Below are 12,550 nucleotides of genomic sequence, written 5' to 3'. Positions count from 1 at the left end.
GCTTGGGGCTTCGGATCCTGCGCGCGGCGATGTTCGCCGCGCTGGCCGTGCTGCTCTCCACCGGAGCCCGCCTGATCGTGACCGGACAGCCGGTGCCGCTGGAGATCCTGGGGCTCGCCTACGGCCTCACCCTGGGCGTGGCACTGATCCTCTTCGCCGCCGAGCGCCGCTACTGGGCGCTCGTCGCCGTGATGATCCCGCTCCAGGTGGGCCTCAACGCGCTGTTCAACGCCGGTCAGCAGGGCTGCCCGCCGAGCCAGGGAGCCGGCAGTGCGATGCCGGGCTGGAGCGTGCTGGCCTGTGGCGGCGGCTCGATCCGCCCCGGACTGCTGGGCCTGACCGAGACGCCGCACGCGCTGGTGTCGGTCACCGGCGGCCAGGCGCTGCTGCTCCTCGTCCTCCACCTCGCGCTGGCGCTGGTCGCCGCGTGGTGGCTGCGCCGGGGCGAGGCCGCGCTGTTCGCCGTGGTCCACGCCGTCGCCGTGCTGTCCTGGCCGGGCGTGAGCGCGCTGCTGGCGTGGCTGGTCACGCCGGTCGCGCTGCCCGAGGCGCCCGCCTGGACACCACCGGCCGTGGCGGAGGGCCTGCGCGGTCCGCAGGACACCGTGCTCTGCGCCGCCTCCCGGCGCGGCCCGCCCGTGCTCGCACGGGCCCGCTGAGCGGCGGCCGACCTTTCTCCACCCCTGATCGCGGTGCGTGCCCTGCACGCGCCGCCGGGTGGTGCGTGCAGCCGTTCCCGGCCCGTTTCCTCACCTTTCCTGACCTTCTCGTCTGTGAGGACGGCCGCCATGAGCGCCAAGAACACCAGCAAGACCCGCACCACCGGCACCACCGACCACTCCAAGCCCACCGCCCGGCAGGCCCAGGCCTCGGCGCGGGAGCGGCTCGCCCAGGAACGGGCCCGGCAGCAGCAGGCCCAGGCCCGCAGGCGCCGGATCGGGATCGCGGCGGTCGCGGTCACCGTCGTCGCGGTCGCCGCCGGCGCGGCGGTCGCGATCGGCACGGCCGGCGGCAGCGGCGGCAGCACCGGCTCGGCGGCCGGGCCGTTGGTCGCGCCCGCCCACACCAGCGGCACCGACTCGACCGTGATCGTCTACGGGAACCCGAACGCGAAGCACACGCTCGACGTCTACGAGGACTTCCGCTGCCCGATCTGCGACAAGCTGGAGAAGGCCGACGGCGCCACCATCCAGCAGCTCGCCGACAACGGCACCTACAAGATCAACTACCACCTGGCCACGTTCCTCGACGACAACCTCGGCGGCACCGGTTCGATGGACGCCCTCCAGGTCGCCGGGGCCGCGATCAACGAGAGCCCGGCCAAGTTCAAGGCCTTCCACGACGTGCTCTACGCCAACCAGCCGGAGGAGAGCACCGACGGCTTCGGGAACCTCAACACCCTGCTCGACCTCGCGAAGAAGGTGCCCGGTCTGGTCACCCCGCAGTTCACCAAGGACGTCCAGAACCGCGTCTACGCCCCCTGGGCGCAGAAGGTCTCCGCCGCCTTCAACGCCAGCGGCGTCCAGGGCACCCCGACCCTCAAGCTCGACGGCACCCAGATCAACGTCTTCGACAGCCAGGGCAACCCGGTCACACCCGCGCAGTTCACCGCGCTGGTCCAGCAGACCGTCACCGGAAAGTGAACCGCGCCGCCATGGACGGGAGAGACACCTCGATGACCACCGACCGCGCCCCCGAGGCCGCCGAGACCCCTGAGGCCCCAGGAGCTCACGACGACGCCGCGCGGGAGTCCGGCCCCGACCCCCGGGTCCGCGCCGGCCGCGGATTCGGCTGGCTGCTGCTGATCGCCGGCGTCTTCGGACTCGGCGCCTCGATCACGCTCACCCTGGACAAGATCCGGCTGTTGGAGGACCCCCACTACGTCCCCAGCTGCAACATCAACCCGATCATCAGCTGCGGTTCGGTGATGCGCACCTGGCAGGCGTCGGCGTTCGGCTTCCCCAACTCCCTGATCGGGGTCGGCGCGTTCGCGGCCGTCGTGACGATCGGGGTGGTGGCACTGACCGGAGCCCGCCTCCCGCGCTGGTTCTGGCTGGGCCTGCAGGCGGGCACCGTGTTCGGGATGGGCATGATCAGCTGGCTGATCGGGCAGACCCTCTACTCGATCGGCGCCGTCTGCCCCTACTGCATGGTGGTGTGGGCGGCCACCATCGCGCTGTTCTGGTACACCACCGTCCACAACCTGCGCACCGGCGTCATCCCGCTGTCCGACCGGGCCCGGGCGGGGCTGGAGTCGGCGGCGGGCCTGTACTGGCTCGCCCCGGTCGCCTGCTACCTGGTCATCGCGCTCCTGGTGCTCAACCGCTTCTGGTACTACTGGTCGACCCTGCTCTGACTTCAATGCTTCGCGTAGGCACCATTAGGACGTTCATCGGTGTGGCAGCCGCCCTCACCGCCGTAATCCGCTGATCCTTACAACCAGGTCTCCGAGCCTGCCTGCCTCAGGCTCCCGCCGTCCCCGCCCGCCCGGCCGCCGTGGCCAGGCGGGCGGCCGCTTCGGTGAGGTCGGCGGGGTCGGCCGCGGCGGCGAAGCCGAGGCGCAGGTGCGGGGCCGGCGGCTCGGCCGCGAAGAAGTGCTGCCCGGGGTCGACCGCGACCCGGTGGGTCCGGGCCGCGTCCACGAGGGCCGCCTCGGTGAGACCGGGCGGAAGCCTGAGCCACAGGTGCAGGCCGCCCTCGGGGACGCGGAGCAGGGACCAGTCGGGCAGTTCGCGCGCCAGCGCGTCCGCGAGGACGAGGCAGCGCTGCCGCAGCTCACCGGCCAGACTGCGCAGATGACGGTCCCAGGTGGGCGTGCTGAGCAGTTCGACGGCGGCTTCCTGGAGCGGCCGGGCGATGAAGAAGTCGTCGACCCGCCGCATGCCCAGCAGCCGCCGCATCACCGGTCCGCGGGCGACGACCGCGCCGATCCGCAGGCTGGGCGAGGCGGGCTTGGTCAGTGAGGTGAGGTGGACGACCGTCCCTTCCCTGTCATCGGCGACCAGCGGGCGCGGCACCGGGCGGCCGTGGCCGAGGTGGCGGGCGAAGTCGTCCTCCACGAGGAAGGCCCCCGCGGCGCGCGCCACGTCGACGATCTGCCGGCGCCGTTCGGGGCTGAGCACGCTGCCGGTGGGGTTGTGGAAGGTGGGCTGGCAGTAGAGCAGCCGGGCGCCGGTCATCGCGAAGGCGTCGGCGAGCAGGTCGGGGCGGAGCCCGTGCTCGTCCATCGGCACCGGCACCGGTTGCAGCCCGGCGGAGCGCGCGGCGGCGAGCGCGCCCGGGTAGGTCGGCGACTCGACCAGGACCGGGCTGCCGGGCGCGGCGAGGGCGCGGAAGAGCATCGAGAGCGCCCCCTGCGTGCCGCCGGTCACCAGGACGTCCTCCGGGCCGACGTCCCCGCCGGTCTGCCTGGCGAAGATCGTGCGCAGCGTCGACAGTCCCGCCGCCGGGGCGCGGTGCCAGGCGTCAGGACGCCGCGCGGCGCGGGCGAGGGCTCCGCCGAGCAGGCGGGTGGGCTGCAGGCTCTCGTGCAGGTACCCGCCGGAGAGAGCGATCGTGCCGGGCGCAGGCGCCCCCGCCTGCTCGTCGGGTCGCTCGGCGGGGAACTGACGGCCCGCCAGCGCGACCGTCTGCCAGGAGGTGTCCGGCTCGGCGTCGGCGGGACGGGCGCGCCGGGCGGCCACATAGGTGCCGCTGCCGGGGCGGGTGACGACCACGCCCTCGGCGGCCAGCAGGGCGATCGCCCGGGAGACCGTGACCGGCCCGACCCCGTGACGTGCGATCAGATCCCGGCTGCTGGGCAGGCGGTCGCCCGGCGCGAGGCGGGCGACCTCACCACGGAGGATCGCCACCAACGCCTCGATACTGCTACCGTCATACATGAAGGAACACGATAGCGCTTTCGTCCGTACACCGGAACCGCTCCTCGATGTCACCTCGCTCCGGGCCGACACCCCCGGCTGCGAGCAGGTGATCCACTTCAACAACGCCGGCTGCGGCCTGATGGCCCGTCCGGTGCTCCGGGCGATGCTCGACCATCTGCACCTGGAGGCGGCCGTCGGCGGCTACGAGGCCGCCGCCGCCAAGGCCGCCGAGATCGCCGACTTCCACGCCTCGCTCGCCGAACTCCTGGGCGCCGAGCCCCGCAACATCGCCTTCGCCGCCAGCGCGACGCACGCCTACACCAAGGCCCTCTCCGCGATCGACTTCCGGCCCGGCGACGTCATCCTCACCACCCGCAACGACTTCATCTCCAACCAGATCGCCTTCCTGGCGCTGCGCAAACGGCACGGCGTCCGGCTGGTGCACGCCCCCGACCGCCCGGACGGCGGCGGCGTCGACGTCGAGGCGATGGCCGCGCTGATGCGCGCGCACCGCCCGCGGCTGGTCGCCGTCACCCACGTGCCCACCAACTCCGGTCTGGTGCAGCCGATCGCCGAGATCGGAGCGCACTGCAGGGAGCTCGACCTGCTGTACCTGGTCGACGCCTGCCAGTCGGTGGGGCAGTACCCGATCGACGTCGAGGAGACCGGCTGCGACCTGCTCACTGCCACCTGCCGCAAGTTCCTGCGCGGGCCCAGGGGTTCGGGCTTCCTCTACGTCTCGGACCGGGCCCTGGCGGCGGGGTACGAGCCGCTGCACATCGACATGCACGGCGCACGCTGGACCGCTCCCGAGGACTACCGTCCCGTCGACACGGCCGCCCGCTTCGAGGAGTGGGAGTTCCCCTACGCCACCGTGCTCGGCTGCGCCGCGGCGGTCCGCTACGCGCTGCGCCTCGGGCTGGAGCCGGTCGCGCGCCGAACGCCGGCCCTGGCCGGGCGGCTGCGCGAGCAACTGGCCGCGCTCCCCGGCGTCCGGACCCTGGACCGCGGTCCCGCCCCCGCCGCGCTGGTCACCTTCGCGATCGAGGGCTGGGAGCCCGCGCCCTTCAAGGCGGCGCTGGACGCGTGCGGCGTCAACTCCGCGCTCAGCTACCGGGAGTTCGCCCAGTACGACTTCGCCGACAAGGACGTCGCCTGGTGCCTGCGCCTGTCGCCGCACTACTACAACACCGAGGACGAGGTGGACGCGGTGGCGGCGGCGGTCGCCGAACTCGCGAGGAGCGCCCGATGACCCGCGTCCCGCCGCCGGCCGACACACCCGCCTCCCCGGAGCTGTCGGAGCCTCCGGACCCGGCCGCCTCGACCCCGACGCCGCAGGCGAGCCTGTGGCGCAACAGGGACTTCACCCGGTTCTGGGTGGGGGAGACCGTCTCGCTGCTCGGCACCCAGGTGACCAACCTCGCGCTTCCGCTGACCGCCATAGGCGCGTTCGGCGCGACCGACGCGCAGGTCGGACTGCTGCGCTTCCTGCAGCTCGTCCCCTACCTCGGGCTGGCCATGCTGATCGGCGTCTGGACCGACCGGGTCCGCCGACGGCCGGTAATGCTGGGCGCCAACCTCGTCCGGCTGGTGCTGCTCGCGCTCGTGCCGCTGCTGTACTGGGCCCACGCGCTCGACCTGCCGGTGCTGATGGCGATCGCCTGCACCGTCGGCATCGCCTCGGTGGTGTTCGACGTGTGCTGGATGTCGTACGTCCCGGTGCTGGTGCGGAGCCCCGCCCAGTACGTCGAGGCCGGCGCACGGATGAGCGCGGGCGCGTCCGCCGCCGACGTGGCCGGCCCCGGCCTGGCGGGCGTCCTGGTCTCCGCCCTCGGCGCGCCGGTCGCCGTGGTCGTCGACGCCTGCTCCTACGCCGTGTCCCTGGTCTCACTGCTGCTCATCCGCACCCCCGAGCCGCGCCCCGGGCCGGTCGCGGAACGACGCCTGTGGCGCGAGCTCGGGGACGGCCTCGGCTGGGTCCTGCGCGACCGGGTGCTGCGCTCGCTCGCCCTGATCGGCTTCTGCTGCAACTTCTCGATGATCACCGTCTGGACGATGTTCCTGCTCTACGGCGCCCACGACCTCCACCTGGGCGGGGCGACCCTCGGGGCGGTGTTCGCGACCGCCTCCGTGGGCGGCCTGATCGGCGCGCTGCTCTCGCGGAAGGTCATCGCGCGCTTCCCGCTCGGCCGCGTCTACCTGGTGGCCCAGTCCGTGCTGCTGCTCGGTCCCTCGCTGATCCCCCTCGCGGCCGGACCGCGGCCGGTGACGGTCGCGATGTTCGTGCTGTCGTTCTTCGCGACCTACCTGGGCCTCGGCGTGGCCGGCGTCGTCATCGTCAGCCTCCGCCAGGCCATGACGCCGCAGTCGATGATGGGCAGGATGACGGCCGCGTTCCGCACCCTGCTCTTCGGGGGCGGCGCCCTGGGCGGCCTCGCCGCCGGGCTGCTCACCGGCCGGCTCGGCGCCCACGGCGCCCTGACCACTGCCGCGGTCGGCTCCGCCGCCGTCGTGGTCGCCCTGCTGGTCTCCCCGGTCAGCCGGCTGAAGGCGCTGCCCTCCGTGCGGCGGGAGGAGCCGGTGGCCTCGTGAACGCGGGGCGGCCCCGGCCGCGTCGCGGCCGGGGCCGTCACCGGTTGTTCAGGTGGTGAGCAGGACGCCCGCGTAGGAGACCGCCGCGATCAGGACCCAGGAGGCGAGTCCGACCAGCAGCGCGCGGCGTCCGGTGCGCAGCAGCGCCCGCACGTCGACGGTGCTGCCCAGGGCGAAGAGCGCGGCCGCCATCAGCAGCTCGTCGACGGTGTTGGCAGCGTCCACGAAACCGGGGGAGAGCAGGCCCGTGCTGCGGACCGCCATGCAGAGGAGGAACCCGACCAGGAAGAGCGGCAGCGACGCCGGACGCTTCTCACCCGCCGCCCGGCCGCCTCCGCCCGGCGTCCTGGCCGCGCGGCGGGACCGCACCAGGGAGACACCGGTGACCAGCGGCGCTAGCAGCGCCACCCGCATCAGCTTGACCACGACGGCCTGCCCGAGCGCGGCCGCCCCCGCGGTCTGCCCGATGGCGACCACCTGTCCCACATCGTGCACGCTCGCGCCGGTCCAGCGGCCGAACTGCACCGCGCTCAGCCCGAGCGGGTGGTGCAGCAGCGGCAGCACCGCGATGGCGAGGGTGCCGCAGAGCGTCACCAGGGCGACGGCGGTGACGGTGTCGCGCTCCTCGCTCTCGGTCACACCGTTCATCGCGGCGACGGCGGAGGCTCCGCAGATCGAGAAGCCCGTCGCGATGAGCAGCGGCTGGTCGCCCGGCAGCCCGGCCCTGCGACCGAGCCACATCGTGCCGAAGAAGGTGGCCGCGACGACGAGGCAGACCAGGACCAGCGTCGGCCAGCCCAGCGACAGCACGTCGCCGAGCGCCAGCTTCAGCCCGAGCAGGACGACCGCCAGCCGCATCACCCGCTTCGCGGCGACGCCCAGCCCCGGCCGGGTGGCCGCCGGCAGTGCGCGGATCTCCCGCGCCCGCAGGTTGCCCGCGAGGACGCCCAGCATCACGGCGGCGGTCATCGGCGAGACGGTCGGCACGAGACGGTGCACCCCGGCGGCGACGGCCACGGCGAGCCCGGCGGCGAGCAGTCCCGGCGCCGTCCGTCCGACCGCCGCGCGCGAGCGCGCCGCTCGGGGGGAACGCCAGGAAAGGGCACCGGGGCTCTGGCCGACGCGCGCGGGGATGATCGTCACCAGTCCACTCTTGGGCGCGCGGCCCCGGGTCGGTAGCCGTAAACCGGCGCACACGTCATAGGGTTTCCCTATGACGGACGACGCGGCGAAGGCAGGGCGGCCGGGCGGCCGGAACGGCGACCCCACCGCTGCGGGCCGTCGCAACCGCAACGGCGGCGGGCACGGCGGCGGCAACGGCGGAGCCGAGGGAGCGGGCAGTCCGACGCGAGCCCCGGCCTCCCGGCGGCTGCCCGATCTGGAGACCCTGGAGCTGCTCGTCGCCGTCGCCGACACCGGCAGCATCGGCCGCGCCGCCGCCCAGCAGCAGATCACCCAGCCGGCCGCCAGCGCCCGGCTGCGCACCCTGGAGCGCAAGCTCTCGCTTCAGCTGCTGGACCGCTCACGCCGCGGCTCGCGGCTCACCGGGGCGGGGCTGGTCGTCACCGAGTGGGCGCGCGGCGTACTGGACCAGGCCCACGTGCTGGCCGAGACCCTGGCCGCCCTCCAGGCCCAGCAGCGCGGCGAGCTGCGCCTGGCCGCCAGCCTGACCCTGGCCGAGCAGCTGCTGCCGGGCTGGCTGGTGAGCCTGCGTCAGGTGAGCCCCGCGACGCACGTCGGACTGCGGGTCACCAACAGCCACCAGGTGATCGAGGCGCTGCGGCACGGCGAGGCGGATCTCGGCTTCATAGAGGGCCCGTTCGTGCCCCGTGACCTGCGCTCGCTCCCCGTCGGACGCGACCGCCTGGCCGTGGTGACCGCACCGGGCCACCCCTGGGCCCTGCGCGGCACGCCCGTCTCCGGCGCGGAGCTCGCCGAGACGCCGCTGCTGCTGCGCGAGCCGGGCTCGGGCACCCGCGAGACGCTGGAGCGGGCGCTGCGCCCCTGGGTCGGGCCGTCCGTCCCGGTCCTGGAACTCGGGGCCACCGGTCCGCTGCGCAGCGCGGCGGCCCAGGGCGCGGCACCGGCCGTGCTGTCCCTGCTCGCCGTCGCGGACGACCTCGCCGACGGCCGCCTGGTCGAGATCCCCGTCGCCCCCGAGGTGGCACTGACCCGCGTGCTGCGCGCGGTCTGGCGCAGCGACACGGAGCTCACCCCGCCGGCCAAGCTCCTCCTCGACGTGGCCAGGCGCCACCGCACGTGACGCCGGTCGCGCTCCCTCCTCCTGGCCTCGCCCGACCGTTCCCGCCGGATCCGCCCCGGCCGTCGCCTCGCCCGGCAGAGGGCACCTGGGGGCCCGCCTCCGAAGGCGAGTGGGAACTGCCCGGCGCGCAGGTGCGCCTGGTGGGGCCGTCCGTGCCCTCGGGCGAGTCCTCGTCGGCGACCCCGGCCGGTTCCTGCGCGGAGAGCTCCCGGCGACCGAGCGCGCCGGGCCTAGTACTCGCCCTTGATCACGAAGAAGGTGCCGCGGATCGTGCCGGCCAGCTTCGACTTCTGGCGGGCGAACTTGAAGCGGTCCGCCAGCTCCTCTGGGACCTCCATGCCCTCGGAGAGCTTGAACCCCACGGCGCGCTTCGCTCCGGCCTCGACGCCGTACATCACGTTGACCGACAGCCCGGACTCGTAGAACACATAGGCCATCCGGAAGCCGTCCACCTCGAAGGAGGTCACTTCGAGCGGGCGGGCGGAGATGACGAGGTCGCGCTCCTCGGACAGGATCCGGTTCACCCGGTCGAGCACCTCGGGCGCCTCGCCGGCCGGGCTCACCGTGAACACGTGGTCGTACTTGTTCCGGTAGTAGCGGGCCTCGTTGGCCCGCAGGCCCGCGAGCGCGTCCGCGACGGGCGACGATTCCAGGCCGGAAGTGGACACGTTCTCGAAGTCGACCACGTAGGGCATACATCCTCCTCACAGCAACCGCCCCCATCGTTCCAGAGCGCCAGGGAGCGCGCCTCCGCAGGTGGCGGGCCAGGTGGTCCGGGCGCAACCTGGGAGCGGGCGGCTCTCGGAGCCGGGCCCCCGGACGACGAGGAGCCTGATCATGGCCGATGTCGACGTTCTCGTGGTGGGGGCCGGGCCGGTGGGCCTGACCGCGGCGGCGGAGCTCCGACGGCACGGCGTCGAATGCCGGATCGTCGACGCCCTGTCCACGCCCCAGCACTACGCGAAGGCCGTCGGCGTCCAGCCGCGGACGCTGGAGGTCTGGGACGCCATGGGCCTGGTCCGCGAGGCGCTGGACGAGGCCGTGCCGCTGCTCGGGCAGCTGGCCTTCGTCGACGGCAAGGCGGCGCCGCGGTTGGAGCTGCGGCTGCCGCCCGAGGTCCCCTACACCTTCGCCGCCCTCCCCCAGTACACGACCGAGCGGCTGCTCACCGAGCAGCTGGCCCGGTTCGGCACGTCGGTGGAGCGCGGGACCAGGCTCCAGGAGGCGGCGCAGCACCCCGACCGGGTCGAGGCCACGCTCGTCCGCGAGGACGGCCGCATCGAGCGGGTGCAGGCCCGGTACCTCGTCGGCTGCGACGGCGCCCACAGCCTGGTCCGCAAGGCCGCGGGTCTCGCTTTCGAGGGCGACGCCTTCCCCGAGCAGTACATGCTCGGGGACGTCGAGGTGGACTGGGAGCTGCCCGCCGGCTACGCCGTACGGTCCTCGCACCTGGACGCGGACGGCGCGACGGACGACCTGCTGGTGTGCATCCCGCTGCCGGGCGAGCGCCGCTACCGGATGTCCATGACGGTCCCCCCGGAACTGGCCGTCCTTCAGGGGGACCGCACGGGTCCGGCGGAGGGGGTGGTGCACGGACTCGCGAGCGGCCGCGGTCCGGACCTCGGGCAGATCCAGGCCGTGCTCGACCGGCTCTCCCCGCAGCCCACGACCGCGTCGACGCTGCGCTGGTCGTCGACGTTCCGGATCAGCCACCGGCTGGTCGACCGCTATAGCAACGGCCGGCTCCTCGTCGCCGGGGACGCCGCGCACATCCACCCGCCCACCGGCGCCCAGGGCATGAACACCGGGGTGCAGGACGCCTACAACCTCGCCTGGAAGCTGGCCCTGACGGTCCGCGGCCTCGGCGCCGAAGGCCTGCTGGACAGCTACCACGCCGAACGCCACCCGGTCGGCGAGGAGGTCGTCGGGCGCACGGTCCGCCACGCACGCTCCGGATACGACGCCGAGAGCGCCGACGCCGTGGACACGCTCCTGCTGGGCGAGGCGCAACTGCTGGTGGGCTACCCGGACAGCCCGCTCGTCGAGCCGGAGCCCCCGGACGACCGAGCGGCGGGCGGCCCCGCCCCGGGGGACCGGGCGCCGGACTGCCGCGGCCTGGTCCGCGACCTCGCCCAGTACCCCCAGCGGCTCTTCGACCTGCTCCGCAGCCCGCGGCACACACTGCTGCTGCACGCGGGCCCCGAGCACGCCTCCGGCCCGGGCGCGGCGCGACTGCAGGAGTGCGCCACCGCGGCCCGCCACGCCGCCCACGGTCTGCTCGACACCTACGTGATCCTCGCCGCGGACGTCCCCGAAGCCGGCAGCCGGCCGGGGCTGCGCCCGCCCCGTGTGCTGGACCGGGCCGACGGCTTCCGCGCCGCCTACGCTCCGCGGGACGGCGAGGCCTTCGTCATCCGCCCCGACGGCCACCTCGCGGGCCGCCTCCACCCGGCCACCCCCGACCGGCTGACGGCACTGCTGCGCCGCACCTTCGCCTGACCCGCGCGCCGCCACCGCCGCACGGCCCCGGACGGGCCGCACGGCGGTGGCGGACGGTGGTCAGGCGAAGGTCACGCCCGTGGTCAGCGGGGCACGTAGCCTTCGCCGATGTCGACCTGGGAGGCGGGGAAGCAGCTGGGCACGTGCTTGACCAGCATGTAGGCGAGGCTGCCCACGGTGCTCTTGTGGAGCCCGTTGGCGGGGTTCTCGTTGACGACCAGCAGGGTCTCCCCGTCCGGGACGGCGCCAGGGGTCAGCAGCGCGATGCGGCCGTTCTTCGGGTCCAGGGACATCACCTTGCCGAGCTGGTCGCCGCCGACGCTCACCACCCGGGTGTGGCAGGAGGCCGAGGGGTTCAGCACGACCGCGTTCAGGCCCGCTCCCCGGAGGGCCGACTGGAGCCCGGACAGCTTGGAGCCGGTCACCTGGAGGGCGACCGTGCCGCCCTTGCGGACCGTCACGGTGAAGGAGGCGTTCTCGACGGCCGGCGTGGGGTTGCCCGCGACGGGCTTGGCGGTCGGCGCCGCCTGACCGGGAGCCGGGCTGCCGCCGACGTGCGCGCCCAGGACGACCGCGGTGACCGCCGCGGCCAGCCCGAAGGCGGTCACCGCGACGCGACGGCCGTGACGCGGCCGGGTGCGGACCGGGATCGGGGTCGCGACGAGGGTCGGAGCGGACAGGGCCGCCGCGCGGGCGGTGAGCTCGTCGCCGAGCCGCTGCTGGAAGTTCAGGGGAGCGTTCACGAGGCGGCCTCCATGAGGGCGTTCAGGGACGAGTGGGTCTGCGGCACGACGCTCTGCAGCGCCTTGCGGGCCCGGTGCAGGCGCACCCGGGCGGTGGCCGAGCTGATGCCCAGCGCTTGGGCGGCCTCGCGGATGGTCAGCCCGTCCACGGCCACCAGGTCCAGCACCGCGCGCAGCGGTTCGGAGAGGGCGGCGTGCCGGCCGGCCAACTGCCGCGCGGCGCGTGCGGCGTCGATGCGCCCCTCGATCGCGGCGACGTCCTGGTCGTCCAGCATCCGGCGACCGGCGATCCTGGAGACGGCCTGCCGCTCACGCACGCTGCCGCGGAAGTGCGCGGCCAGGACGTTGCGGGCGATCCCGTACAGCCAGGCGATGGGCGCGCCCCGCCGGGCGTCGTAGCCGTCCGCCTGCTCCAGCGCGGTCAGGAAGATGTCCGCGGTCAGGTCCGCGGCCAGGTGCGCGCTGTCGGTGCGACGGGTGACGAAGCCGAGCACCGCGTCGAAGTGCTGCTGGTAGAACACGGCGAACCCGGCTGGGTCCCGCACGGGTGGGGCGGTCGGTTGGTCCGTTGGCACGGATTGCTCCTTGGG

Annotated in this window: 12 protein-coding genes; 7 read left to right on the top strand and 5 right to left on the bottom strand. The window is 74.2% G+C overall.

Going from position 1 to position 12,550, the window contains the following annotated elements; genetic code table 11:
* Positions 1 to 2: 2 nt before the first annotated feature.
* From BS83_RS06785 to BS83_RS06775, 3 genes are all read left to right on the top strand, one after another.
* Positions 3 to 659: a hypothetical protein gene (locus BS83_RS06785; protein ID WP_157596986.1), complete on the top strand. Its 657-nt coding sequence runs from the start codon at positions 3 to 5 to the stop codon at positions 657 to 659.
* Between the two features lie 129 nt (positions 660 to 788).
* Positions 789 to 1,643, top strand: a complete 855-nt coding sequence (locus tag BS83_RS06780; RefSeq protein ID WP_051942719.1) for a thioredoxin domain-containing protein — start codon at positions 789 to 791, stop codon at positions 1,641 to 1,643.
* Positions 1,644 to 1,675: 32 nt separating this feature from the next.
* A complete protein-coding gene (locus BS83_RS06775; RefSeq protein ID WP_037601935.1) occupies positions 1,676 to 2,356 on the top strand; it encodes a vitamin K epoxide reductase family protein in 681 nt (226 codons plus the stop codon).
* Positions 2,357 to 2,462: 106 nt separating this feature from the next.
* Here BS83_RS06775 and BS83_RS06770 read toward each other — a convergent pair whose 3' ends face one another.
* Complete coding sequence (locus BS83_RS06770; protein WP_037601933.1) at positions 2,463 to 3,881, bottom strand: aminotransferase-like domain-containing protein; 1,419 nt, start codon at positions 3,879 to 3,881, stop codon at positions 2,463 to 2,465.
* On the opposite strand from BS83_RS06770, the gene BS83_RS06765 reads away from it, so the two are divergent.
* Positions 3,880 to 5,115: an aminotransferase class V-fold PLP-dependent enzyme gene (locus tag BS83_RS06765; protein WP_037601931.1), complete on the top strand. Its 1,236-nt coding sequence runs from the start codon at positions 3,880 to 3,882 to the stop codon at positions 5,113 to 5,115. The genes BS83_RS06770 and BS83_RS06765 overlap by 2 nt on opposite strands.
* A complete protein-coding gene (locus BS83_RS06760) occupies positions 5,112 to 6,455 on the top strand; it encodes an MFS transporter (protein ID WP_084713183.1) in 1,344 nt (447 codons plus the stop codon). The genes BS83_RS06765 and BS83_RS06760 overlap by 4 nt, the downstream gene beginning before the upstream one ends.
* 48 nt (positions 6,456 to 6,503) lie before the next feature.
* Here the strand turns inward: BS83_RS06760 and BS83_RS06755 are convergent, their stop codons facing one another.
* Complete coding sequence (locus BS83_RS06755) at positions 6,504 to 7,598, bottom strand: YeiH family protein (protein WP_037601929.1); 1,095 nt, start codon at positions 7,596 to 7,598, stop codon at positions 6,504 to 6,506.
* 70 nt (positions 7,599 to 7,668) lie between these two features.
* Here BS83_RS06755 and BS83_RS06750 point away from each other — a divergent pair, with 70 nt between their 5' ends.
* Complete coding sequence (locus tag BS83_RS06750; RefSeq protein WP_084713181.1) at positions 7,669 to 8,718, top strand: LysR substrate-binding domain-containing protein; 1,050 nt, start codon at positions 7,669 to 7,671, stop codon at positions 8,716 to 8,718.
* A 230-nt stretch (positions 8,719 to 8,948) separates the two neighbouring features.
* On the opposite strand, the gene BS83_RS06745 is transcribed toward BS83_RS06750, so the two are convergent.
* Positions 8,949 to 9,413: a hypothetical protein gene (locus tag BS83_RS06745; RefSeq protein ID WP_037601927.1), complete on the bottom strand. Its 465-nt coding sequence runs from the start codon at positions 9,411 to 9,413 to the stop codon at positions 8,949 to 8,951.
* A gap of 142 nt (positions 9,414 to 9,555) precedes the next feature.
* Between BS83_RS06745 and BS83_RS06740 the strand changes: the two genes are divergently transcribed.
* Positions 9,556 to 11,217, top strand: coding sequence for an FAD-dependent monooxygenase (locus BS83_RS06740; protein ID WP_037601926.1), 1,662 nt, complete (start codon positions 9,556 to 9,558; stop codon positions 11,215 to 11,217).
* Positions 11,218 to 11,300: 83 nt separating this feature from the next.
* On the opposite strand, the gene BS83_RS06735 is transcribed toward BS83_RS06740, so the two are convergent.
* On the bottom strand, positions 11,301 to 11,960 hold the full coding sequence (locus tag BS83_RS06735; RefSeq protein WP_037601925.1) for an anti-sigma factor: 660 nt from the start codon (positions 11,958 to 11,960) through the stop codon (positions 11,301 to 11,303).
* The gene (locus tag BS83_RS06730; protein WP_232248081.1) at positions 11,957 to 12,535 is read right to left on the bottom strand and encodes an RNA polymerase sigma factor; all 579 of its coding nucleotides are present in this window, start codon (positions 12,533 to 12,535) and stop codon (positions 11,957 to 11,959) included. The genes BS83_RS06735 and BS83_RS06730 overlap by 4 nt, the downstream gene beginning before the upstream one ends.
* Positions 12,536 to 12,550 lie beyond the last annotated feature (15 nt).

This window comes from Streptacidiphilus rugosus AM-16 (assembly GCF_000744655.1).
In the GTDB taxonomy this organism is placed as follows: Bacteria; Actinomycetota; Actinomycetes; order Streptomycetales; family Streptomycetaceae; genus Streptacidiphilus; species Streptacidiphilus rugosus.
Note: the sequence above shows the minus strand (reverse complement) of the source record. Positions and strands in the feature narration are given on the sequence as shown.

Coding starts and splice junctions, on each gene's coding strand:
- BS83_RS06780 (WP_051942719.1), top strand. CDS start 789: ATGAGCGCCAAGAACACCAGCAAGACCCGCACCACCGGCACCACCGAC.
- BS83_RS06775 (WP_037601935.1), top strand. CDS start 1,676: ATGACCACCGACCGCGCCCCCGAGGCCGCCGAGACCCCTGAGGCCCCA.
- BS83_RS06765 (WP_037601931.1), top strand. CDS start 3,880: ATGAAGGAACACGATAGCGCTTTCGTCCGTACACCGGAACCGCTCCTC.
- BS83_RS06770 (WP_037601933.1), bottom strand. CDS start 3,881: ATGTATGACGGTAGCAGTATCGAGGCGTTGGTGGCGATCCTCCGTGGT.
- BS83_RS06760 (WP_084713183.1), top strand. CDS start 5,112: ATGACCCGCGTCCCGCCGCCGGCCGACACACCCGCCTCCCCGGAGCTG.
- BS83_RS06750 (WP_084713181.1), top strand. CDS start 7,669: ATGACGGACGACGCGGCGAAGGCAGGGCGGCCGGGCGGCCGGAACGGC.
- BS83_RS06745 (WP_037601927.1), bottom strand. CDS start 9,413: ATGCCCTACGTGGTCGACTTCGAGAACGTGTCCACTTCCGGCCTGGAA.
- BS83_RS06740 (WP_037601926.1), top strand. CDS start 9,556: ATGGCCGATGTCGACGTTCTCGTGGTGGGGGCCGGGCCGGTGGGCCTG.